Raw genomic sequence first — 25,572 nt, forward strand, 5'->3', positions numbered from 1 at the left:
TATTTTTTAATGATTACTTTTCCCAGCCCGGATTTTGTCCTAACAGAGGATTCTTCTGACGCTCGGGATTAGGCACGGGCCACAAATAATGTTTCGTTGCGTCGAAGTAGCGTGCTCCGCCTTCCGCGGTAGACTTTTCGTAGATAACATCACCAAACTCATCTACTCCGGTATCGGGATACGGGTTGGCGCCCAAATCATTCATACAAACTTTCAGGCTGGGACCGGTGATGGCACGTCCAAAGCGAAGTTCGCCTTCACGCCAGCGCATCACATCGGCGTATCTTGTTCCTTCACCTGCCAACTCAATGCGACGTTCTCTTCTCAATTCGGTTTCGAGATCCATCCCCCATGCGCTAAGTTCGTCAAGGTTCATACGATGCATATTCACACGATCTCTAAGCCTGTTGATGGAGTATCAATCTGTGTTTGTGTCAGTTTCTTGCCTTGTAGTTCGAAAGTGGCTTCGGCATAAATCAGCAAGATTTCGGCAAAGCGGATGACATTGAGATTCCCATGTCCACCCACACTTGAGCCGGCCAAATCAATATCGTTATACTTTTTCAGATAGAAACCTGTACGGCTATTTGCCCCCACACGGTTATTATCTTGCAATGAAGCAAAACGAGGCAGATTAAATATCTCGTTGGCCTTATCCGTATCAGGATCACCGTCATCTCCTCCCGGCCATTTGTCACCCGGAGCATATAAAGTCATCTTCATTCTAGGATCTCTGTTCTGGAAGTAATCCACATAATGCTCTTCAGGCGACTTGTATAACGATGAGGTCTGCACACCGGTCTTTTTATAATATTCCAATCCGGTTTTTGCCGGTTTACCGTCTGTACACAGATAAGCATCCACTAACGACTTCGTTGGATTGAGGCGTATATAATCTGTCGGACTGCAAGTTTCATTAGGCAGACTTTGTGTACGGATTTCAGGTACAAAAAGACTATATACGATAGCTTCGATATTTTTCGGATCATTCTCGACATCCCCTTCGTGATGAAATAGTTTTTCATATTCATACAGACCATAGGGACTGTTTTCGATGATATATTCACTCGTTTTTGCAGCCAGTTCCCATCTTTCGTTTTGCAAGGCAATACGTGCCAATATGGCTAAAGCGCCCCAGCGGTCAAGCTTCCCAGTTTATCGCCCGTATACCTTTCTTCAGGCATGCGCTCTGCCGCCCATTTCAAATCCTCGACGAGCTGGTCGATGACTTTCTCTCTGGGAGTACGTTCGATATATGCATCTTCGGGCTGGATGACTTCTCCTACCCAAGGTACATCACCCCAAAACACCGTGAGGTAAAAGTACATAAGCGCCCGGATAGTTTTTACTTCTGCGGCATAAACGTCCTTCTTATTTTGAGCTACCTGCGCTTTATTATAGTTGTCCAGAAAATTATTGCAGCGATAAATATAGCTATACGCTCCTGTCCAATAGGTAGTGAAGGGGAAGCCGTCAGTATAAGAGTGCTTGCCTCCCGAAACCTTACTTAGTCCACTAGTAATATTCCCCCACATAACAGTTTCGGCCGTCGATTCACTCCAATTCACGAGATAGTCTTTTTGTAAAGCTTCGTAACAGGGAGGCAAGGCATTTTTAAGTTGATCTTCATTTACCCAGAATGTCACATTGTCCGGCTCGTTAGGGTTCGTTCTATCCAGAAAATCGCTACATGAGGTAACTATACCAAATAAAGCAATGATTAAAAAGTATTTTGAGTATTTCATCTTTATAGTCGTTTAATAGGTTAGAATGTTATTGATAATCCAAAAACATAGGTTTTTACTTGCGGATAGACATCTCCGCTGGTGGTCCTCACTTCAGGGTCATAAGCTCCGAAGTAATCGGTTTTAGTAAACAAGTTATCTGCCGAAGCATATACTCTAAGACTATTAATGCCAAGAGGTGCCACCATTCGGGCAGGAAAACGATAACCTATCTGAATATTCTTCAGGCGCAAGTACGATGCATCCTCTTTCCAGTAATCACTGAAGAGCCTGTTGTGCTCCTGCGACTGATAAAGTCTGGGATAAGAAGCATTTGGATTCATAGGTGTCCATCTGTCAAGATGCTCTTTTTTAGGGATTGAGTAGTCATTGATAAACGCATGCCGAGCCTCATCCTCAAGGTAACCGGCAACTTTGCCTACGCCTTGCAAATAGAAACTGAAGTCAATGCCTTTCCATTCCAAACCACCCTTGATTGCATAGGTGTAATGGGGCTCTTTCTCGCCAAACACCACTTTGTCGTAGTCATCAATTACCCCGTCGGGAGCGCCGTCAGGACCACTGATGTCCCGATACTTAATATCTCCGGGCTGTACAATGCCGTTTTGTGACGCAACAAGAGGAAATTTTGGTTTCTGGTACTTACCTGTAGTTGTATTCACCGATTCGAAGTCATACACTTGCGCCAGCCCATCAGTCAGATAACCATAGAAAGCACCTATCGGATCACCTACCCGACGATACGAACCGGAAGCCGTACTGGTCAGCGATTCCGGAGTTCCACCCAAATCGGTAATCTTATTACGGGCGTCCGACAGATTGAACCCGAGATTGTAATTTACATTTCCGATCTTATCACGCCATGACAGATTAAGTTCCCATCCTTTGACATCAATCTTACCAAGATTGACATAACCTACGTTACTACTGGAAACCCCGACAATAGCCGGAACATCGGGACGAACCAATGCATCAATATTTTCTTTCTTATACCAATCAAAGTCCACATTCAGTCTATTGTTCAAAAAACTAAGGTCTACCCCGAAATTAAGCATGCGGATGGTTTCCCACTTGATGTCGGGATTACCGATTTTGTTTTGCCAAAGTCCCATAACAGGTGTATTAGAAGCTCCGATAGGATAAGACTCTTCGGTTATGATAGGTGACAAGTAGGGGTAGTAATTACCGGGAATGTTTTGATTTCCCAACTCACCCCAGGAAGCACGCAGCTTGCCCGAGCTCAATACCGAAGTAGCGAACTCCATAAATTTTTCACGTGAAAAGTTCCATCCTGCCGAAAACGATGGAAAATATCCCCAACGATTGCCCTTGGCAAATCTTGAAGTTCCATCGGCACGCAGGTTAGCTTCAAACAGGTATTTACCGTCAAAAGCATAGTTGACACGACCAAAGTAAGAACGCAAAGCCCACTCGTCTTTTGTTCCGCTATTCATAAAATTAATCATTCCGGCACTAATAACGTGAATATCCTCAACCATCACATTATCACGCGTAGCACCCAGTGTGCTTCTGTTTTCCCACTCTTGCGAAAATCCCATCAATGCTCCCAACTCGTGGCGTCCTATGGTCCTATTAAAGTTCATTGTGAATTGCAACGTTTGGGTCATAACGTCGAGATGGCTTTGTGAGATATAGTCCTTGGCATCTTCATTTGCTTTCAACGGGCTACCGTCCGAGTAATAAGACAACATCTTCGGGTTAAACTCATCCACCTGGCGGGTATATATATTTGCAGAGTACTGCATACCTACGTTCAGTCCGTCTATAATTTTGAGATCTGCATTGAAAATACCATTGAGCACACGTGTTTTCCGTTCTTCCATTCCCGACTCATAGGCTACTTGCAAGGGGTTACGCACCGAACCGTACGACCAGTTCTCACTATCCACCATTCGGCCATTCTCGTCAGGAATTTGCCACATGACGGGAAGTAACGGAGACATACGCTGTGACAGGCGGAATACTCCTGATGTGCCGCTATAACCTAAGTCCTTTTTATAGAAATCGACATAGCTCATCTGTCCGGTCAGTTTCAGACGATCATACACCTCCGTGTTTACACTGATACGCGCATTATGTCTTTTGGAACTATATCCGTCACCTACAACCAGTCCATCCTGATCCAGAAAACCATACGACATAAAAAATCCGGTTTTCTCGCTTCCACCCCGTGCACTCACATTATGCCCCGTTTGAAAAGCCCGGCTTTTGTATATTTCGTCAATCCAGTCAGTATTGGAATATTCGTTGGGATACAGTCCCGAATCATATTTATCGAAAGCCTCTTGCGTATAGGGCTTGGAAAATCCGGCAGCACTCATGGCTTCATTGGAGAGTTCCATGTATTCCCTTCCGTTAACAAGTTCGGGCAATGCTGTGGGAGTCTGGAATCCGGCATATCCGTTATATTGGAATACTACCCGTTCTTTCTTTTCTCCCTTTTTAGTCGTTACAAGAATAACACCGTTAGCGGCACGTGCTCCATAAATAGCTGATGAGGCGGCATCTTTCAGTACGGATACGCTTTCGATGTCCGAAGGATTCAATAAGTTGATGTCTCCCCCGGCTACTCCATCAATCAAGATCAAAGGTGCTGTACTACTGTTAATAGTTCCCGTACCACGAATGTTGATGCTGGGCACAGCACCCGGCTGCCCCGAAGAAGAAACGATACTAACTCCAGGCAACAATCCTTGCAGCCCCGTAGTTACGTTAGTTATAGGCCTGTTCTCAATAGCCTCCGCTTTAACCATAGATACGGCACCTGTTACATTCACTTTCTTTTGCACGCCATAACCTACAACTACTACATCTTCTAGGCTGACAGCATTCTCTTTCATCACTACGTTTACTGCCGTTGCTTTCGCTATGACGCTTTCTTCACGGTAGCCGACGTATGAGTACCGAAGTGTACTTCCATAGGGTACCTTGATGGAATACTGACCATTGATATCGGTGATTGTACCTGTAGTCGAGCCTTTTACCGATACGGTGGCTCCGATGATCGGTTCCGCATTCTCGTCAGTAACTTTACCTTTCACATACAGTTCCTTTTTCTCTCCTTGCGAATCAACAGGTTCAGTTTTATTTTGATATTCTTTATTATAAAATAAAATACTGTCATCCAGGAAACGGAACCCAATGTTAGTCCCTTTTAGCAAAAGAGTTAGTGCTTTGCTTACATCTGTGTCTTTTACCTCCAATGACACTTTCCTACTCGTATCCACAAATTCTTTGCTATAGGCTACATTCATCAATGCCTTCTCTGCTATCTGACTGATAGCCTCTTTAAGAGGAAGCTCTTTGATACTAACCGATATTTTTTGCTGTTGTGCATAAACAAAAGCAGTGACAAATATGCACATTAGGGTTACAATACACCTTCTGCCGGTGGATGAAAAAGGAGAATCTTTTTCCATAATATTAGTCTTTAAAGTTAATAGTTCAATATCTATTAGCTAATACACAAGAGGCATTAAAAAGTATTACGGCAAATAAGTTAATGAATATTAATTCGGGAAATATAGGAGAACTTGCCGGAAATCAATCCATACTTGATAAAAAAGAAAGAAAACACTTCAAAGGTATCGTTTTTAAAAGAAAATATAAAGGGGGGATATCGTATTTTCTCATTTAATGCATAAATTAGTGTCTTTACCTGAAAAAGAATGAGCAACATCCACCTCACATATGAGTGATTCCACCAGAACCCGGCTCAATCTGAAAATTTTGGGGATTTGATTCAGGCAATCACACCCTTAAAAATAGATTCATTCCGGTACGGAAATGAACTAAACAGTAGCTTCCAATAGTCAGTAAGAGATAACCTGTCTTAATACTGTATTTAGTTTCCTGGCTTTTATAAATAATAATTAGATCTGCACTTCAGTTTTCGTTCTACTTAAGTCGAACGATAGAACCACTTAAGTTGAACTATCGCTCCACTTAAGTGGAACGAAAACTCATTAGGGAACGAAGAAAATAATAGTTCTAAGAAGAATTACTAAAAACTGTATTGCGTTAGATTAGTCCTTGTAACTATGAATTTAGCTCAAAATAGTACCGGAATGAATCAATTTTTAGGGATGTGATTGCCCTGAATCAAATCCCCCCAATCCCCAAGAATTACAACTGAGCCCAGAACTCTTGATACTTATAAATTCATATAGTTGGTGTCAAAAGGCAATGGTGTCAAGTACGCCTGACAATGGAAATGAAGGCAACGGAGAAGGTGGAAATGAAGGCGGTGGTGAAGCACCAGATCCGGCAGCATAAGAAACGGTATTAATATGTAAAAAATCGGGCTTGACATTGTTCAAGCCCGATTTTTTCTATTATCTAAAATACTACTTTCTATCAGTTAACACCTTTATCGAATCCCGTTTTATAATATTAGGTTTCAAAAGAATCTCCGAATGTAATTCAGTTTCTTCCAAAATCTTCTGCATCAACATTTTTACAGCAATAATGCCAATATTCTCCAGTGATTGTGCAATACGAGTAATAGGAGGGTTCAAATAGTCCAGATATAAGTTATCATCAAACGAAATGATAGACATATCTTGAGGAATTCTCACTTTATGCTCATTTAATGCTTTGACGGCTCCCAAAAGAATTGTACTACTTAACGCAAATATAGCAGTAGGTTTTGTGGTAGAGTTCAGAGCCAACTTAGTCTCAATATAACCATTCTGAATCGAGAACTCATTTCCTCTTATCATTGCGTTATCCTGATAACCAGCTTCGCGAAGCGCATCAAGATACCCGCGCACACGTTCCTTAGTTGTTATAGAAATATCCGGCCCCTGAATACAGAGAATCTTACTATGCCCCGATTCTAATAATAATTTCGTTGCCTGATAAGCTCCTATATAATTATCAGTAGCTACGTATGGCAAATTATGCTTCTCAAAATAGCGGTCAATTAGCACAATCGGAGTTCTAGTACTAATTTCCTCGAGTTTAGAAGGGTTTTCACCGGTTGGAACCAAAATAATGCCGTCTATTTTACGCGATAGAAGCGAATCGATAGCTTTATTTTCCTGAACAGGATCTTCCAGGGTATCGATAAGCATGACAGTATAATTATAACGTTGTGCTTCACGGATGACAACACTTGCTATATTGGCAAAAAAAGGATTATCTATGTGTGGTACAAGAAGGCCTATAGTATATGTCGTGTTATTGCGCAAACTTTGCGCAACTATATCAGGCTGATAGTTCAATTCTTTAACGGACTGCAAAATAACCTCCTTAGCAGACTGGCTGATCCTATATTTCTCTGATTTCCCATTTAACACTCTGGAAATCGTAGAGATAGAGTACCCAGTTTTCTTTGATACATCAATCAGAGTTTTCTTCATTACTGGCTGTTTTTTGCAAAAATAACATTTTATTTGAGAAAAAAGCAAGAAAAATATTTTGTTTTGAAAAAAATTTCTATATTTGCACAAACGATTGCGCATCGTTTACGATTCAATTCGCCTTAATACTTAATACTCATTATATGGACACAAAGAAGAAAATCGTAGTGATAGGTAGTAGTAATACGGACATGGTTATCAAATCAGACCGTCTACCAAAACCAGGAGAAACAATTCTGGGAGGAAACTTCTTAATGAATCATGGCGGCAAAGGAGCTAACCAAGCCGTAGCTGCTGCAAGACTAGGAGGAGATGTCACTTTCATATGTAAAATAGGGAATGACATTTTTGGAAATGAAACCTTGGAAATGTTTCACAAAGAAAAGATCGACACTACTTATGTAGGAATTACCCCGCAGGAACCGTCAGGAGTAGCTCTTATCAATGTCGACAAAAAAGGGGAAAACTGTATTGTTGTTGCTTCCGGAGCCAACGGGACTTTATCTATTGATGACATACAGCATGCAGAACCTGCCATCAAACAGGCATCCATCGTCATCATGCAGTTGGAAACTCCAATCGAGAGTGTCACTTATGCAGCCAAAATGGCGAAAAAAGATGGAATTACCGTTATATTAAATCCCGCCCCTGCCCCTACCCAACAACTGCCTGACGAGTTATTAGCCAATGTCGACATTCTTATTCCTAATGTCACAGAGGCTGAAATCATCTCGGGAATGCACATTACAGATGATGAATCGGCAAAAGAAGCGATTCGTTATATTAGTTCGAAAGGCATAAAAACTGTCATTATTACGATGGGAGCCAAAGGAGCTCTCGCCTATGAAAACAATGAGTTTATCCACATTCCAGCCTTCAAGGTAGAAGCAGTAGACACAACCGCTGCCGGAGATACATTCTGCGGCGGATTGTGCGTAGCTCTGTCTGAGGGCAAAAATCTAAAAGATGCAATTATATTTGCAAGTAAAGCCTCTTCTATTTCTGTTACCAGAATGGGAGCACAAGTATCTATACCTTTGAGAAAAGAAATACAATAATCATCCTTAATTCTGTTATTATGATAAAACAATGTTCAATCCACGGTCTATTGACAAGTATGTTGTTAATAGTATTTTCTTTGATGAGCAATGATGCTATTGCCCAGAAGGCAATAAGAGGTACAGTCCTCGATGAAGCAAATGAACCCATTATCGGTGCCAGTGTCCTTGTTAAAGGTACAACAAATGGTTCTATTACAGGAGTTGATGGAACCTTCAATGTAAAAGCGAATCCTTCTGATGTATTGGTTATATCTTATGTAGGTTATGCAACTGTTGAACAACAAGTAGGAAATCAGACACAGCTTGTAATACACCTGCGCGAAGACTCGAAAGTGCTTAATGACGTTGTAGTAATCGGCTACGGCTCTACCACAAAGAAAGAGCTTACAGGATCGGTTACCAGCATGAAGAAAGATGACCTCAATCCTGGAACATTCACCAATGCTATGGGAATGTTGCAAGGAAAAGTGGCAGGATTACAAATTATCAACCCGAACGGTGCTGATCCGACAGCCAAATACGAAGTATTACTTCGCGGAACAAACACGCTTTCCGCAGGCCAAGGTCCATTAATTATTATTGATGGGGTGGCAGGTGCAGATATCAGAAATATCAATTTTCAGGAAGTGGAATCAATTGACGTATTAAAAGATGGTTCGGCAGCTGCTATTTATGGAACAAGAGGTACGAATGGAGTAATCATCGTCACAACTAAACGTGCAAGAAGTGGCAAAACGGAAGTTTCTTATGATGGGCAACTCACCGTGGGAGTCGTTTCACGCAGAGCAAAACCTTTATCGGCAAGCGAATACAAATCTGTTATCAAGGAATATCGCCCAGAATTGGAAAGTTATATTTTTGACAGTGATACCGATTGGTTTAAAGAAATTACACAAACTCCGTTCAGCCATAAGCACAACTTGTCTATATCCGGAGGTTCCGAGAAGTTCTCACACCACACTTCTTTCAATTATGAAAAGAGCGATGGCTTGCAAAAGCATAATAGCTCCGAAAAGCTAATGGCACGTACCAATATTCGCCAGTCATTATTAGATAAATGGGTCGATTTGGATTATAACCTGAATATCATTCATCGCAAATACAGCCCTTCCTCTACAAGTGCTTTTATGCAGGCATTTACCCATAATCCAACAGAGCCTGTTTATGACGACAGCGATCCGGATGCCGGAGGATATAGCCGTATCAAAGCAATGGAATATTACAATCCGGTAGCGATCATTAACGAAAGGAACATGGAAAGTAAGAATGATAATTATGGTGCAAATATTCGTGCTACTCTAAACATATTGCCTATAAAAGGATTAAAATGGGAGAACTTTGTTTCATACGACAAGGAACAATATGAGACACGTGAATACTACACACATTATTATCCAAGTTTAATAGGAACAAACGGGCAAGCCTATATTGAAAACTATCAGGAAAACGATACACAATATGAGTCTACTTTAAATTACTCGAATATTTTCGGAAAACATTCCATTCAGGCATTACTCGGATATACATACCAGTATACTTACAGCACATCTGCATCCATGACAAATTCCGGTTTCGACTTCGATGACAACCAGACTCATAACATCGGAACAGGAACGAATCTAACTGAAGGCAAAGCCAGCATGTCGTCCAATAAAGAAGATAATACATATATCGGATTCTTCGGACGTTTTATGTACAACTACGATGATAAATATCTTTTGTCTGCTTCACTACGTCGTGATGGCTCCAGCCGTTTCGGTGACAATAATAAGTGGGGATGGTTCCCGGCTGTCAGCGTAGGTTGGCGTATAAATAAAGAGAAATTCCTCTCGAATGTCAAATGGATCGATGATTTAAAATTGAGAGCCGGATACGGAGTTACCGGTAACCAGGATTTCTCAAACTACAAATCTTTGATGATGATGACTACAGCCGGTAAATTCTATTACAATGGCCAATGGATCAATACTTATCAACCTGCAAGTAATGCAAATCCGGATCTAAAATGGGAGAAAAAAGCAGAGTTCAACGTTGGTGTCGATATGACAATGTTTGACAACCGCCTCTCGTTCACTTTTGATTATTACAAACGGACTACATCAAACTTGCTATATGACTACATCGTGCCAACACCTCCTTATGTATATAATACCTTGTTTACGAATGTTGGAAAAGTAACTAATGAAGGAGTTGAGCTGACGATATCCGGTACACCTTTTAACACTAGGGACTTTACATGGAATACCTCACTTACCGTTTCGCACAATAAAAACAAATTGGTGAAATTCACCAATGATGAATTCACTAACGGAACATACAAAGTGGGATGGTCTACAAGTGCTGCCTGCTACACTCAACGTCTGATAGAAGGACAGTCATTGGGTACTTTCTATGGTCCTATATGGTTAGGAACTGATACAGATGGAAAAGATGTATTGCTAGGACAAAATGCAGACGGTTCCGTACCGGAAGAACAATGGGAAAAAATTGGCTGTGCTTATCCGGATGCCACTCTTAGCTGGAGTAATACCTTCAGATATAAGAAATTCGACTTGAGTTTCTCACTGCGTGCATCTATCGGCGGAGAAATTCTGAACAACTATGCGATGGAATATGAAAATCTAAGCAACATCGGACTTAGAAATATCTCATCAAACTGGTTATCTCAAACGAATTTCACAAGTACGACCTATAAATATTCCTCCAAATATATAGAGGATGCTTCTTATTTAAAACTAGATAATGTTACCTTTGGATATACTTGGGATTTCACATCTAAAATGATAAAAAGACTAAGATTGTCTCTTACTGCACAGAATATATTCTGTATCACCGGTTATTCTGGTGTCGACCCAGAAGTTGCCCTTTCCGGACTGGAACCCGGTATGGAAAGTTTGAGCTATTATCCGCGTACAACAGAATTTACTTTTGGAGTTAATATAGTATTCTAAAAAATAAGATTACCATGAAAAAGACAAATATAATATTAAGTTTCGTTATCTGTATATTATTATACGGATGTACCGATCTTAGCGAAACTGTTTATACAGAAGTAGCTATGAATGACTTCTTTAAAAATGAGAAGGAACTGGTAGCCAATGCAGGTAGGCATATACGAAATTACAAGGATACAATTCCGAACAAAGTTTATGGACGCTACTTTTACAAGCTTCTGATGAATGTGCTGTTCCCGCTTGTGGTGGTTCCTGGTACAGTAATGGACGTTATGAAGAAATCCAGACGAATAAAATTCCACCTGCAAATAAATTATTAACAAGGGGCTGGAACTGGATATTTAATGGTATTGCTGCATGTAATGAAATTATTTACGAAACGGAACTATCACCTATCCAGTTTGAAGGAAAAGAGAAGATTATAGCCGAAATGAAAATACTGCGTGCTTTCTACTATTACCAAGCCATTTCTTGTTGGGGAAACGTACCTTTCACAACTGACTACACGGAAACCGGATACCCGGAACAAAAAAGTCGTGAATATATTTTCAATTATCTGGAAAAAGAAATTAATGACAATATCGAGTTCCTAGACAGGGAGCCTTCAGATACTAATTATGGACGGGTCACACAAGCTGCCGCTTATTGTATTCTTGCGAAAATGTATCTGAATGCAGAAGCATGGTTCGGTACTCCAATGTATGACAAAGCAGAGAAAGCCTGTAAAGACATTATGGATATAGGTGCTTACAGCATTGAAGACTCCTATTCTACTAACTTTGACATTAAAAACGAAGATTCTAAAGAGAATATCTTTGTAATCCTTTATGATAGAGTATATACTAGTGGTAGCAGTAGTTCATTCTATCTGCATACGCTGACATTGGAAGCTGCATCACAAGCAACATTTAATATTCCGGCAGCTCCATGGTCGGGTTTTCTCTGCCAACCGGACTTTTTCCAAACATACGCAGAACAAGATCTTCGCAGAAGTCAGAGCTGGTTATACGGTCCTCAAGTAGACCTAAGCGGAAAGGATCTTGGTTTCGAATATACTCCTGTCTTCCTTGAAGAAAAATATTACAATAGCAACGGAGGACGTGGTACATACGACGGTGCACGCTGCTGGAAATGGCATTACCAGACTGATGGTTCTTTAAAAGAATATACAGTTAGTATGGACAACGACTTTGCCATCTTCCGTTATGCCGATGTTGTATTAATGTACGTAGAGGCCTTGGTACGACAAAACAGAACAAGCGAGGCTATCCAACTGGCAGACTTTAAGAAGATTCGTACAAGAGCTGGTCTTGATGCATATATTACAAGCCAATTGACGATTGATGAACTTTATGCAGAACGAGGCAGAGAACTGGCATGGGAAGGATGGCGCCATGAAGATATGATACGTTTCGGAAAATATCTGAAAAAATATTGGGCACACCCTGACCAAAGTTCAGAAACTTTTAGAAATGTATTTCCAATTCCTACGGATATTTTAAATGCAAATCCAAAATTATCTCAAAACAAAGATTATTAACCACAATTGAAGGTTCACATAGAAAAGTGTACCTTCCAACAAATCAACCCTGATAAATATGAAAAAACCAATCATCTTTTTACTTGTTTTAATTACCAACATCTTATTTATCTCTGCACAAAAAATTTCAAAGACAGAGTTAAAAGACAAAATAGCCGGAGCTTGGATCGGGCAAATGGTAGGAAATATATATGGACTTCCTTTTGAGAACAAGTTTGTAGATGAACCTGCCCCGGAATCCAGATTTCCATTCGGCTACACTAAAAATATAGATAAATTGCAGAAGTATAATGGTGCATTCTCTGATGACGATACTGATGTTGAGTATATCTACTTACTATTAATGGAGAAATATGGTGTAGAACCTACTTATGCCAATATGCGCGAAGGATGGATGTATCATATCCGTGACCGTGTATGGTTGGCCAACAGGGCTGCACTTGGATTAATGCATCTTGGATTCACCCCTCCGTTCACCGGTGACGAAAATCTGAATCCCCACTGGTATCAGATCGACCCTCAATTGATTAACGAGATATGGGCGTATACAGCACCGGGAATGATTTCGTATGCTGCAGGAAAAAGTGACTGGGCGGCCCGTATCACAAGCGATTCGTGGGCGGTATCTCCCACTGTCCTATATGGTGCAATGTACGCTGACGCTTTTTTCTGCAAGGATATCCGCAAACTGATTACACGAGCCTTGAGAGAACTACCTGCTGATGACAGATATGCGATAGCTGTAAAAGAGATGATTGCTTTATATGACAAATATCCTAAAGATTGGGTAAAAGCACGTCAAATCATGGCTAAAAAATATTACATAGATGAACCGGCCATGACAAAAACAATCTGGAATGCTAATCTGAACGGATTATGCGGGATTTTGGCTATGTTGTATGGCGAAGGAGATTTCCAACGGACGCTGGATTTAAGTTGTGCAATGGGATTTGACTGCGATAATCAGGCAGCCACCATCTCCGGACTTCTAGGAGTAATGTACGGTGCAAAGTCTCTTCCCGAAAGTTTGACCAAACCTATCGAAGGATGGGAAAAACCCTTCAACGACCGGTATATCAATATCACCAGGTTTGATATTCCCGATGCTTCCATTGAAGACATGATTGAACGTACTTACAACAAAGCAATCGAACTGGTTTGCTCTAAAGGAGGAAAAGTGAAAGGTGATATGGTATATGTTAACCCCAAAGCACAATTCATTCCCCCGATGGAATTCTGTATCGGTCCGAATCCGGACTTGGAAATCGGACAGCCTACCGATTACTCATTTGCCTGCAGAACAAATGCTGATTTCAAATGGGAACTGGTAAAAGGTAAACTTCCAGCAGGAGTTACATTCCAAAACGGTAAACTGGCAGGAACTCCTACAGAAGCCGGAAAATATCCGATTACCCTACAATTAAGCGCAAATAACAAGAACTCAATCACTAAAGACTTTGAGTTATTAGTTAAAACCAAGAATATAGCCTCCAAGGCTGATACTATTTACGCAAATATCCGTAAACTGAACGAAGAGGTGCTCGATTCTTGCTGGATTACCTTTGGAAAACCGATGTACGCAACAAATGTAGAAGTAATTAATGACGGAGTCAAAGATGGCGTAGGATCTGTATTTTATTCATTAGCGGCCAAAAGTAATCTGCCTAAAATAGACTATTTCGGATACGGTTGGAAAGAAGAGCATAACATCAATATGCTTGTTTTAGATATGGCTGTCTGGAGGAATTCGGAGGATGGTTTACTTCTCTAAACATTCAATATCTTGGAAATGACGGACATTGGTATGACGTAGGTAAATTCAAATCAACTCCGGCACTTCCCGAAACCGATATTGTATTTTTCCAACCTCCGTTTGCACAATATGTTTTGGAATTTCCGGCAGTAAAAACCAAGGGAATACGCGTACTAATGGATGCAAAAGTGCAGGAACACTGGCATAAATACACAAAGAATGTATCATCATTCATATCTATTACCGAACTAGGAGTTTACGAGAAATAAAGGAAGAGAAAAATGAGGAAAATAATTACGATATGTATCATAGGGCTTTTTGCTCTCAACGTACAGGCCCAGCCTGTAAAAACTTTAAAGTTATCTGATAAAGAACTTTTAGATAAGATTAAAGGAGGATGGGCAGGACAAACCATTGGTGTCGTTTTCGGAGCACCTACAGAGTTTAAGTTCACGGGAACTTATATTCAAGATTACCAGCGATCCCCTGGGCGGAAGGTTACGTAAAATATTGGTGGGAAAAGAAACCCGGATTATTCGATGATATTTATAACGATTGCACGTTTGTTGAGGCATTTGACGAACTTGGCCTGGATTGTTCACAAGAAGAACTTGCCAAAAGATTTGCATTCGCTGATTATCATTTGGCTCATGCTAACCAAGCAGGTAGATATAATATCCGCCAAGGTATCATGCCACCGGCTTCCGGTCATTGGTTGAATAACCCACATGCAGACGATCTGGATTTCCAGATCGAAGCAGACTTCATTGGTCTGATGGCTCCGGCAATGCTGCCGGAAGCATTGGATATCGCTTCTAAAGTAGGTCACATTATGAATAGTGGTGACGGTTTTTATGGCGGTGCTTTCGTAGCTGCTCTTTATAGCTCCGCTTTCTATGAAAAGAGTCCGGAAGCAATTCTAAAAACCGCAATCTCCGTTATACCTGAAGAGAGCACATTCCATCAATGTATTCAGGATGTAATCAATTTCCACTCTTTGCACCCGGACAACTGGAAAGATTGCTGGTACTTCCTGCAAGAAAAATGGAACTGTGATGTAGGGTGTCCAAAAGGTGTATTTCTAAACTTTAATATTGACGCCAAGCTCAATTCCGCTTTCGTAGCATTGGCTATGCTCTACGGCAAAGGAGACTTTACTAATTCTGTCGATATTGCAGCACGCTGCGGACAAGACTCTGACTGTAATCCGTCTACAGTTGGCGGTGTGCTTGGAGTCATGTATGGATATAACAACATCCCTTCATTCTGGCTGAATCCCTTAAAAGAAGTAGAAAATTTCACATTTGAAGGAACTGACATGTCTCTGGCAAAAGCTTACAAAATGAGCTTTGAACAAGCCAAACAACTTATAGTCAAAACGGGCGGTACAGTATCCGATGGGAAAATTGAAATTCCAATCAAAAAGGCGGATGTACTTCCTTTAGAACAAAATTTTGAAAACACCTATCCACTTTACAGAGAACGCAAAGACTGCTTCCTGACAAATACGTTCGAATTTGATTTCAATGGTAATGGGTTTGTTATCTGGGGCAATATTTGCTGCACAAGAAGTATTACTCCCGATTACATCAATCGTGTATCTACACGCCACATCGGTTCCGAGGTCTTCGGATTGGCAGAGCCCAATGATCCATACGTTGCTAAAGTGGAAATATGGATTGACGGAGAGTTGGACCATGTAGCAACTTTACCCATGAGAAATACAGACCGCAAAGTAGAACCGGCTTGGAAATACCTCATGAAGGAAGGAAGACACCACGTTAAAATGAAATGGTTAAACCGCAAAAAAGACTACATTATTCGCATCAACGACATAATGTATTATTCAGAGAAAAAAGAACATGATAGATTTTACTTTAATAAATAAGTTAAGATGAAAAAAATCCTGATTAACATCATTCTACTATTTATCTTTTCCATATCGGGAACGGCACAAATAGAATATGGGAAAACAGTTGAAATAAGTAAAGATGTACTGCTCGACAAAATTAAAGGAGGATGGGCCGGACAAACCATAGGGTGCACCTATGGAGGTCCTACAGAATTTAAATACAGAGGAGCGATCATTCATGAAAAAATTCCCATAATCTGGTATGATGACTATTGTAAAGACATCTTTGCTGAGGATCCGGGATTGTATGATGATGTATATATGGATCTTACCTTTCTGGAAGTAATGCAAGAAGAAGGGATAAATGCCCCTGCTGAATCATTTGCCAAAGCCTTTGCAAACGCTGATTACAAATTATGGCATGCCAACCAGGCAGCCAGATATAACATATTGCATGGTATTATGCCGCCGGCATCCGGGCATTGGAAAAATAATCCGCACGCTGACGATATTGATTTCCAGATTGAAGCAGACTTCATTGGAATGATATGTCCGGGGATGGTAAATACCGCATCCGATTTTTCGGACAAGATAGGGCATATCATGAACTACGGCGACGGATGGTATGGAGGTGTATACATGGGAGCAATGTATGCATTGGCTTATGTAAATAATGACATTTATACAATTGTCACGGAAGCTCTTAAAACAATACCCGAACAAAGTAAATTTCACCGTTGCATCACAGACGTGATTAAATATTGGAAACAATATCCCAATGACTGGCGTAAATGCTGGTTGGAAATAGAAAACCGTCATGCTTTTGAGATTGGCTGCCCGGAAGGGGTATTCAATGCATTTAACATTGACGCCACTATCAACGCGGCTTACTGTGTTATGGGACTTTTATATGGCAACGGCGACTTTTTCAAAACAATGGATATAGCCACTCGTTGCGGACAAGACTCCGACTGTAACCCGGCAACTGCCGCAGGAATTCTTGGAGTCATACAAGGCTACAAGGCTATCCCCGAATACTGGAAACCGGCACTCGAAAGATGTGAAAATATTAAGTTCCCCTACACAGATATCTCTTTAAGTTCTGTATACGACATTAATCTCAAACTATTGAGTGATGTATTAAAAGCAAACGGAGGAAAAATAAAAGGAGATAAATACTATACCACGATTCAAAAGCCAAAAACCGTAGCATGGGAAGTTTCTTTTGAAGGCTTATATCCTTCTGAAAGAAGAGTTATCAAATATGATCTCGGTACAGAAAAAACATTTGAGTTCAATGGCAAGGGAGTTGTTTTAATGGGGATGATCAGACAAGATGTTAAAGATAGTAATGACAATTACATCGCCATTCTGGAGGCCTACATTGACGGCAAGAAAGTAGAAACCATAGAAATGCCTTATGACTACATAAAAAGAAAGTATGACATTTTCTATAATTATGATTTAGAGGAAGGACCTCACAAACTGGTTATTAAATGGATTAATCCGAATGAAAAATATGCCGTTCAATGTAAAGACATGGTGGTTTATTCATCCACACCGGCAGAGCCAATCAATCCTTATAAATAAAAGAGAGAAGCCATGAATAGAAAACTACTCCTATTATTAGCCTTATTATTATTTTCCTACGGATTGTTATCATGTTCGTCTGATGATAACAGTCCGTCCGAAGGCGAACAGACCGATACACCGGAACTGTTTACCAAACGCTATAATCCCGATCAAAGTTTTTACAGCAAAATATTAGGACAAGAAATCAAATATTCCGTATTACTGCCTCAAGAGTATCTATCGGAAAGTACGGGTAAATATGGAGTAGTTTTCCTTCTACATGGCTGGGGAGGGAACCAAAGTTCATGGGGACCTTCAGGTCTGAATATTCAAAGCATAGCTGATGCGCAAACCAGCAATGGTAGTATTCGCCCATTGATCTACATCATGCCGGAAGGTTTCAACTCTTATTTTTGCAACCACTATGACGGAAAGTTCAACTATATGGATATGTTCATTAATGAACTCGTACCCCTGATTGATAAGCGGTTCCGAACAACAGCCAGTAAGACGGAAAGAGCTGTTGCCGGATTCTCTATGGGAGGTTTCGGGGCATTAAGTATAGCATCGCAACATCCTGAAACATTCTCGGTTTCAATAGGATTAAGTCCCTCTCTAAATACAGATGAACAATACATCTCTTTGTCACAAGACGGTTGGAATCTTCAATGGGGAAACAACTTCGGAGGAAGCGGCCAGACAGGAACAGGCAGGCTGACAAGCTATTATAAAAGCCAATGTCCGCTACACTTTTTCAAGGATAAACCAAGTTCCACATTTCAAACAGTACGGTATTACATAGACTGCGGTGATGATGAAGAAAGACTATATGCAGGAAACGGTGAATTACATTCTCTATTACGGGACAAAAATATCAAGCACGAATATCGTGTACGGAACGGTGCCCACACTGACAGTTATTGGCGTGAATCCATGAAAGAGGCACTGCCTTTTATCGAACGTTCATTCAAAGGAGAAAACTATCCGCAGGAAACTCTGAAAAAATTCACAGAGGAATTACATGCTACTAATAAAAACATAAAAGTAGGTAATTCCAATATCGAACTATGGTTACCGGATGACTACAATTCCGAACTAACTTACAAAGTTCTTTATTACAGCAAAGGAGAAGGTAATGTTAATCTTACAACAGAGAAGGTGGCAGTGGCATTAGATTCTCTTATGCAAATCAAACGTATGATAATCGCCGGTTTTGATGTAAAGGAGGTTATTCAAAATGAAATAAGTTTTTCAACTATTACCGATGCAATAGAGAAAACGATTCATACTGAAAGTAATGCAGACTTCAGATTAGGATTAGCCTATGGTTCAGAAGCTGATTACTTATACAAGCAATCATCAGGTAATACCCCTGCTATCAATTTTTTCTTTGCAGAAGATGCGGGTATTAACAACCTTTCTGACGAGAACCGGGCCAAAATTTATTATTTGGATATAACAGACGGAGGTAGTAATTACAATAGTATGCTTACTCTATTCAATGGATTGCGGGATGCAGAGGTTCCAGTACAATATCGTGTCAGAAACGGACTGGATAGTGAACAGTCCGCCCAAACAGGTATTTATTCAATGAGTTATTACATTGGTGAACAGTTAATAAAGAAATGATATGAGGAAGATACTGTTATATATAATCCTATCTCTATCAGGTATAGATGGAGCTTGGGCACTTCCCATAGAAAAAGAAGGGATGAATATTTATAGTCCCTCTTTAAAGCAAGAAGTCTCCTATTCTATTATCCTACCGGAAGGTTATGAACATTCAGATATAGAATATCCTGTTTTGTATATGTTTCATGGAATAGGAGGTGATTATACCAGTTGGCTCGAATATGGCAATGTTGCCCGTGTAATGGACAAAATGATAAAAAAAGGAGAGGTTGAACCTTTCATTATGGTTATTCCTGACGGCTATTTGTCTTATTACAGTGACACCTATGATGGCAGTTTTCTTTATGAGACTTTCTTTATTAAAGAACTGGTTCCATATATTGATAACAACTACCGCACCCGCAAGAATGTTAGCGCACGTTCAATCATTGGTTTCTCTATGGGAGGATTCGGAGCATTGTCCGTCAGCCTACGCAACCGTAACTTATTTGGTTCTGTTGTTGCGTTATCACCATCTATCCGTACAGAAAAACAATATATAGAAGAAGAACCACAAAAAGAATGGGACAGTCAATGGGGACGGATTTTCGGAGGAGCAGGAAAGAATGGCAACCAGCGTCTAACCAGTTATTATAAGCAACATTCACCCTACCACATTCTTTCTACCCTCCGTACTTCCGATTTAAAAGGATTTGGAATCATGCTGGATATTGGAGATAAAGAAGGTACTTTATGCGAAAGTAATGAAGAACTGCACCGATTATTACTGGAAAGACAGATACCTCATGAATGGGAAGTACGTGCAGGAGGACATGATTTTACCTGTTGGAATGGAGCACTACCAAAAGCGTTCAGATTCATAAACAAATATTTCAATGAGAACCAGACAGGAAATAATGAGAGAAGCCTTCTTCTGAATGAGACACCATTTATCAAAATGGGCAATGCAACGGTTTATTATCCGGAACAGGCTCAAGGAAGCACAAGAGAATATCCTATTATCTACGTACAGGGAGAAATCAACGAGCAACAACAACAGACTCTCGTCAATCAATTTCATGAATGGTAGACGATAATAGAACATGGCCTGCTCTTCTTTGCTTCGTTAAAACCAACGCAGACCTCTCAGCAACAATCTCTTATATAGAAAAGCAACTCTCCGAAATCAGAAGTTCCCAACGCATGAGGGCTTTAATCACTTTGAAAGATAACATCAAAGAAGGCATAGAAGCCATTCAAAGGGAAAATTTGTTTACCGGCATAGTCTGTGTAAACACCATCGGTGATGAAAGTGACGCTCTGAATTTTATAAAAGCGGTCAACTCTCATAAAAGATATCCCAGGTGCTGGATAGAAGTACTACCCGAGTCAAAAGAATATGGTTTTAGCAGTAATATTCATATCCTTTTGAAGGAATCAGACCTGGAACATGAGTTCCGGTCAAGAAAATGTAAAGAAACCAACGCTTTCAGCTATTGGGAGGACTGGATTATATATTTAAATAACAGAATTCATGTTTAACAATTAAATACTAATAGTATGTTCACAGTAAACAGTTATTTATTGGCAGTTATATTCTGCATCGTAACCATGATTTGTTGGGGTTCTTGGAGTAATACCCAGAAACTAGTTTCCAAAAATTGGCGTTATGAACTTTTTTATTGGGATTATGTGATTGGAATGGTATTGTTCACCATCTTACTAGGCTTCACAATGGGTAGTCATGGAGATACCGGACGTTCATTTCTGGAAGATCTGGGACAAGCATCTGGAGACAGTATCGGCTGGGTTATCTTGGGGGGCGTAATATTTAATGCTTCAAACATTCTTCTTTCAGCGTCCATCTCCTTAGCTGGTATGTCTGTAGCTTTTCCTTTAGGAGTCGGCATTGCACTGGTATTAGGGGTAATCGTCAATTATTTGGGAATTCCAACCGGCAATCCTTTGCTTTTATTCGGCGGTGTAGCTCTCATTGTTATTGCCATTATTTGTAATGGAGTGGCCTCCGGAAAAATGCAAAAGGGTGAAGAAAGCAGGAAAAACAACAAAAAGGGAATTATCATTGCATTAATAGCCGGCGTACTAATGTCCTTATTCTACAGGTTCGTAGTGAAAGGTATGGATGTAGAAAACTTCAATTCACCCGCTATAGGAATGATGACTCCTTATTCTGCAATCTTTGTTTTCTCAATAGGCGTATTGCTAAGCAATTTTGTTTTCAACACATTAGTGATGAAATATCCTTTTGTTGGAGAAAAAGTCAGCTACTCCGAATACTTTAAAGGAAACACGAAAACTCATATATGCGGAATGCTTGGCGGAGCGATATGGGGACTTGGTTCTGCATTCAGCTATATCGCATCAGGCGAAGCTGGTCCGGCGGTATCTTATGCACTAGGACAGGGCGCACCACTTATTGCCGCTATTTGGGGAGTATTTATCTGGAAAGAATTTAAAGGCTCAACGAAATCTGTTAATCAATTACTAGCCTTGATGTTTATCTTCTTCCTGGTTGGTTTGGGAATGATAGTAGTTGCCGGAAACTAATTATTAACCTTAAATAGAACAACATGAAAAAGTATTTTTACTTATTAACCATGCTGGCAGTAGTACTAAGTATGACCGCTTGCAGCGATGACGACAATCATCCCAATACCAACGTTCTGGATAAACCGGAAGTTACTGTTCCTGATGTAAAAGAGAGTTCTGCTGTTATTACATGGAAAGCCATAGGAAACGCAACAGCTTATATTTATAGTTTGAATAACGGTAATGAACAAAGTACTGACCAAAATACGATTCAACTGACAGGTTTAGAGCCGGAAAAAAGTTACACATTCAAAGTAAAAGCTCAAAAAACCGGATCGATCTACTTTGAAGATTCAGAGTATGCAGAAATCACTTTTACAACGACCTCTGAAGTAACTGTTTATCGGATAGCTACTTTTGCAGATGATTGGGATAAATGGTATTACGAATATAATGACAATGGTACGGTTAAACGTGTCTACAGACTAAATGGAGAAGAGTTGGATAGAGAATGGCTCTTTGCTTACGACGGAAACAGCGTCACGGTGACAGGTAAGAACGCATATACTATGACATTAAATAGCCAGGGGTATGTCGCTACTTTTGTAGATGGTTCGAATACATATGAATATACTTACGACGAGAATGGCTACATGACAAAAGCTGTAAAAAATGGCAATATCGCATCTAACATCACCATAGAAAATGGTAATATTACGCAATGGACCAGATTCTCTGATGGAGTAGAACAATTCAAGGTTCAGACCTATTCTGCCGTGCCTAATGTAGGCGGAGCACATTGTATCTATGCGGAAGGCAGTGGTCCAAGTCGTTGGCTGGTTGAAACAGGTCTCTTTGGAAAAGCTTCGGCCAATTGTCATACGAGTAGCGGCTGGCAGCATTCAGCCGTTGCATCTACTTACACATTCGAATATGATGAAAATAGTTGTATCAAAGAGGAAAGCAAGAACTATGACGGAGATATTGAGAAATTCTATTATACATATTTCTCCGAATAACACTTTATGAAATAATTATTTCATGGAGGTGTGTCAGACTTTTAGACACACCTCCATCATTTAAGGTTGTCAAAACTTTAGACTGTTTAGACTGTTTAGACTGTCATATCCAGTAAAACCTCTCTTTTTCTTGTTCTTCGTTTTTGGGGTTAATGTTAAATGTCTCAAAGCTAAGAAAAAAATAAAAAGCTACAAAGATATGGATTCATACCTTTGCAGCCCCGCTAATGTCTTGTTTGTGTGCTTTTTATATCTGAATATATCAATCAGATAATCCCTCTCACTCTATCGTCAAATGCAGAAAGCGCAGCTTTCGCCCCTTCGCCCATAGAGATAATAATTTGCTTATAAGGAACCGTAGAAACATCTCCGGCTGCATAGATACCCGTCGCATTCGTACGGCAATGTGCATCAATCATGATTTCGCCCGGACGGTTGGTTTCCACTATGTCGCGGAATACACTGCTATTCGCAGAAAGCCCGATCTGTACAAATACACCATCCAATTCCACCAAACGTTCTTCTTCCGTTTTGCGGTCTTTGATGCGTAGGCCAGTCAGCTTATCACCATTTCCTATCACTTCCGTAGTCTGTGAACTTACAAACACTTCCACATTCGGCAATGATTTAAGTCGCTCTTGAAGTACACTGTCCGCTTTCAACTCATCCATAAATTCAAAAACAGTCACTTTGGAGCAGATACCTGCCAAGTCAATGGCTGCCTCAATGCCTGAATTTCCACCACCTACTACCGCTACATGCTTTCCTTTATAAAACGGCCCATCACAATGAGGACAGAAAGCGACACCACGACCTATATATTCGGCTTCTCCCGGAACATTCAGTTTACGCCAGCTTGCACCGGTTGCAATAATCAGTGCCGGAGCCAGGAATTTCTCACCAACAGAGGTAGTGATCTGCTTCTGTTTTCCAACCACTTCTACTTTTTCTACTTTACGATGCTCCAGTAAATCCACCGGATAACGCAACAAGTGAGTTTTCAGATTATCGGCAAGTTCATTTCCTGTCGTTTCCGGAACAGAAATTAGATTTTCAATACCCACCGTTTCTTTTACCTGTCCGCCAACACGCTCGGTCACGATAGCTACACGGAGTCCTTTACGGGCAGAATAAATAGCTGCTGATACTCCTGCAGGTCCTCCACCGGCTACAATCACATCATATTCTTTCACCTCTGCATTCGCTTTGGTTTCGTCAATACCATATTGTTCTTCCAACTTGGCAAGCAATTCGCCAAATTCACCACGGCCTACATGAAGTAATTTTCCATCTGCAAAGACAGAGGGCACTCCTTGTATTTTCAGTGCATCTACTTCGTCCTGATAAAGCGCACCGTCTACCATTTCATGCGTAATAGCCGGATTCAAAGTAGTCATTGCATTCAGAGCCTGCACTACGTCAGGACAGTTCGTACAAGTCAACGAAACATAAGTGGTCAGATGTATCGGGCCTTTCAGTGCTTTCACACGGTTGCAAACGGCCTCATCGGGAAAGTTCTTTCCTTTGCCGTCCAGATTCAGGATAGCCAAAAGCAATGACGTGAACTCATGTCCGTTAGGAATACCCCGGAATGTGATTCCGGTACGATCACCATTCCTTAATAAAGTAAACTTCAATGCTTCTCCCTCATTCACCGAGCAAGTGATATGATCGGAACAATCCGCTACATCTCCCAGCAGCTCCAATAATTCTGTTTTGTTTTCGTGGCTGGATGATACGAATATATCAAAAGTAAAATTTGCCTCCAGCCCAGCAAAAATACCCTTTAGTTGTTCTTTTAATGCAGATTCTAACATACCTTTTTTCCTTTCATTTTTTTAAAAGAAAGGCCGGCAGCGTCTCCCGTTACCGGCCTCCCATAATCACCATTATCAAGATCTATCAAATCTTACCTACCAGGTCGATGCTTGGCTTCAAGGTAGACTCACCCTTCTTCCATTTAGCCGGGCAAACTTCTCCGTCATGGCTGGCTACAAACTGTGCAGCTTCCACCTTACGAAGCAATTCACTTGCATCACGGCCAATATTGTTATCATTCAGTTCCACCACTTTAATCTTTCCTTCCGGATTGACAACAAATGTACCGCGATAAGCCATACCTTCTTCTTCGATATATACACCCAGTGCACGGCTCAAAGCGCCAGTCGGGTCTGCCAACATCGGGTATTGAATCTTGCGAATACTTTCAGAAGCATCATGCCAAGCTTTGTGCACGAAATGAGAGTCAGTACTTACCGAATAGATTTCTACACCCATCGCCTTGAACTGATCGTACTTTTCAGCCATATCCACCAATTCAGTAGGACATACGAAAGTAAAGTCGGCAGGATAGAAGAAAAGAATCGCCCATTTACCTTTCAGGTCATTGTTGGTTACAGTCTTGAAAGCTCCGTTGTGAAAAGCCTGAACGCTGAATTCAGGAAGTTGAGAATTTAAAATTGGTTCCATAATCTTTATTGCTTTTATTGTTATTAATTGGTTTGACTTATAACATCAGAAACAATCTTTTG

At 40.6% G+C, this 25,572-nt stretch carries 15 protein-coding genes and 2 pseudogenes; 12 read left to right on the forward strand and 5 right to left on the reverse strand.

Translation table 11 applies throughout. The features are described 5' to 3' along the window. Positions 1-13: 13 nt before the first annotated feature. The 3 genes and pseudogenes from DXA05_RS10125 to DXA05_RS10140 all read right to left on the reverse strand — a co-directional run bounded on the left by DXA05_RS10125 (position 14) and on the right by DXA05_RS10140 (position 7,129). Positions 14-1,745 (reverse strand): annotated as a pseudogene (locus DXA05_RS10125) (RagB/SusD family nutrient uptake outer membrane protein). A 20-nt stretch (positions 1,746-1,765) separates the two neighbouring features. Beyond that, positions 1,766-5,185: a TonB-dependent receptor gene (locus tag DXA05_RS10130; RefSeq protein ID WP_128859139.1), complete on the reverse strand. Its 3,420-nt coding sequence runs from the start codon at positions 5,183-5,185 to the stop codon at positions 1,766-1,768. A gap of 927 nt (positions 5,186-6,112) precedes the next feature. Then, on the reverse strand, positions 6,113-7,129 hold the full coding sequence (locus DXA05_RS10140) for a LacI family DNA-binding transcriptional regulator (RefSeq protein ID WP_008642597.1): 1,017 nt from the start codon (positions 7,127-7,129) through the stop codon (positions 6,113-6,115). A 143-nt stretch (positions 7,130-7,272) separates the two neighbouring features. Between DXA05_RS10140 and rbsK the strand changes: the two genes are divergently transcribed. The 12 genes and pseudogenes from rbsK (at position 7,273) to DXA05_RS10190 (ending at position 23,041) form a co-directional block, all read left to right on the forward strand. Further along, positions 7,273-8,187, forward strand: coding sequence for a ribokinase (gene rbsK, locus DXA05_RS10145; protein WP_008642596.1), 915 nt, complete (start codon positions 7,273-7,275; stop codon positions 8,185-8,187). A gap of 20 nt (positions 8,188-8,207) precedes the next feature. Beyond that, a complete protein-coding gene (locus DXA05_RS10150; protein ID WP_128859140.1) occupies positions 8,208-11,141 on the forward strand; it encodes a TonB-dependent receptor in 2,934 nt (977 codons plus the stop codon). 14 nt (positions 11,142-11,155) lie between these two features. Next, positions 11,156-11,464 (forward strand): hypothetical protein, encoded by a 309-nt coding sequence (locus tag DXA05_RS27385; RefSeq protein ID WP_284515504.1) that lies wholly within the window; start codon positions 11,156-11,158, stop codon positions 11,462-11,464. Next, complete coding sequence (locus tag DXA05_RS10155) at positions 11,440-12,684, forward strand: RagB/SusD family nutrient uptake outer membrane protein (RefSeq protein WP_284515512.1); 1,245 nt, start codon at positions 11,440-11,442, stop codon at positions 12,682-12,684. The genes DXA05_RS27385 and DXA05_RS10155 overlap by 25 nt, the downstream gene beginning before the upstream one ends. Positions 12,685-12,742: 58 nt before the next feature. Next, positions 12,743-14,455, forward strand: coding sequence for an ADP-ribosylglycohydrolase family protein (locus DXA05_RS10160; protein ID WP_284515505.1), 1,713 nt, complete (start codon positions 12,743-12,745; stop codon positions 14,453-14,455). A gap of 263 nt (positions 14,456-14,718) precedes the next feature. Then, positions 14,719-16,325, forward strand: a pseudogene (locus DXA05_RS10165) (ADP-ribosylglycohydrolase family protein). 6 nt (positions 16,326-16,331) lie between these two features. Beyond that, on the forward strand, positions 16,332-17,879 hold the full coding sequence (locus DXA05_RS10170) for an ADP-ribosylglycohydrolase family protein (RefSeq protein WP_008642590.1): 1,548 nt from the start codon (positions 16,332-16,334) through the stop codon (positions 17,877-17,879). 12 nt (positions 17,880-17,891) lie between these two features. Continuing rightward, a complete protein-coding gene (locus tag DXA05_RS10175; protein ID WP_128859141.1) occupies positions 17,892-19,490 on the forward strand; it encodes an alpha/beta hydrolase-fold protein in 1,599 nt (532 codons plus the stop codon). Between the two features lies 1 nt (position 19,491). Next, complete coding sequence (locus tag DXA05_RS10180; RefSeq protein ID WP_284515507.1) at positions 19,492-20,562, forward strand: alpha/beta hydrolase-fold protein; 1,071 nt, start codon at positions 19,492-19,494, stop codon at positions 20,560-20,562. After that, the gene (locus DXA05_RS27395) at positions 20,556-21,014 is read left to right on the forward strand and encodes a hypothetical protein (protein ID WP_284515508.1); all 459 of its coding nucleotides are present in this window, start codon (positions 20,556-20,558) and stop codon (positions 21,012-21,014) included. Before DXA05_RS10180 ends, DXA05_RS27395 begins: the two co-directional genes overlap by 7 nt. An 18-nt stretch (positions 21,015-21,032) precedes the next feature. Then, the gene (locus tag DXA05_RS10185; protein ID WP_061448444.1) at positions 21,033-22,040 is read left to right on the forward strand and encodes a GRP family sugar transporter; all 1,008 of its coding nucleotides are present in this window, start codon (positions 21,033-21,035) and stop codon (positions 22,038-22,040) included. A 23-nt stretch (positions 22,041-22,063) separates the two neighbouring features. Next, the gene (locus DXA05_RS10190) at positions 22,064-23,041 is read left to right on the forward strand and encodes a hypothetical protein (protein ID WP_061448443.1); all 978 of its coding nucleotides are present in this window, start codon (positions 22,064-22,066) and stop codon (positions 23,039-23,041) included. A gap of 266 nt (positions 23,042-23,307) precedes the next feature. Here DXA05_RS10190 and ahpF read toward each other — a convergent pair whose 3' ends face one another. Continuing rightward, a complete protein-coding gene (ahpF, locus tag DXA05_RS10195; protein WP_128859142.1) occupies positions 23,308-24,858 on the reverse strand; it encodes an alkyl hydroperoxide reductase subunit F in 1,551 nt (516 codons plus the stop codon). An 85-nt stretch (positions 24,859-24,943) separates the two neighbouring features. After that, a complete protein-coding gene (gene ahpC, locus DXA05_RS10200; RefSeq protein WP_004307892.1) occupies positions 24,944-25,510 on the reverse strand; it encodes an alkyl hydroperoxide reductase subunit C in 567 nt (188 codons plus the stop codon). Positions 25,511-25,572: the final 62 nt, after the last annotated feature.

The sequence above is a fragment of the Bacteroides sp. AM54-2NS genome (assembly GCF_003602935.1).
In the GTDB taxonomy this organism is placed as follows: Bacteria; Bacteroidota; Bacteroidia; order Bacteroidales; family Bacteroidaceae; genus Bacteroides; species Bacteroides xylanisolvens.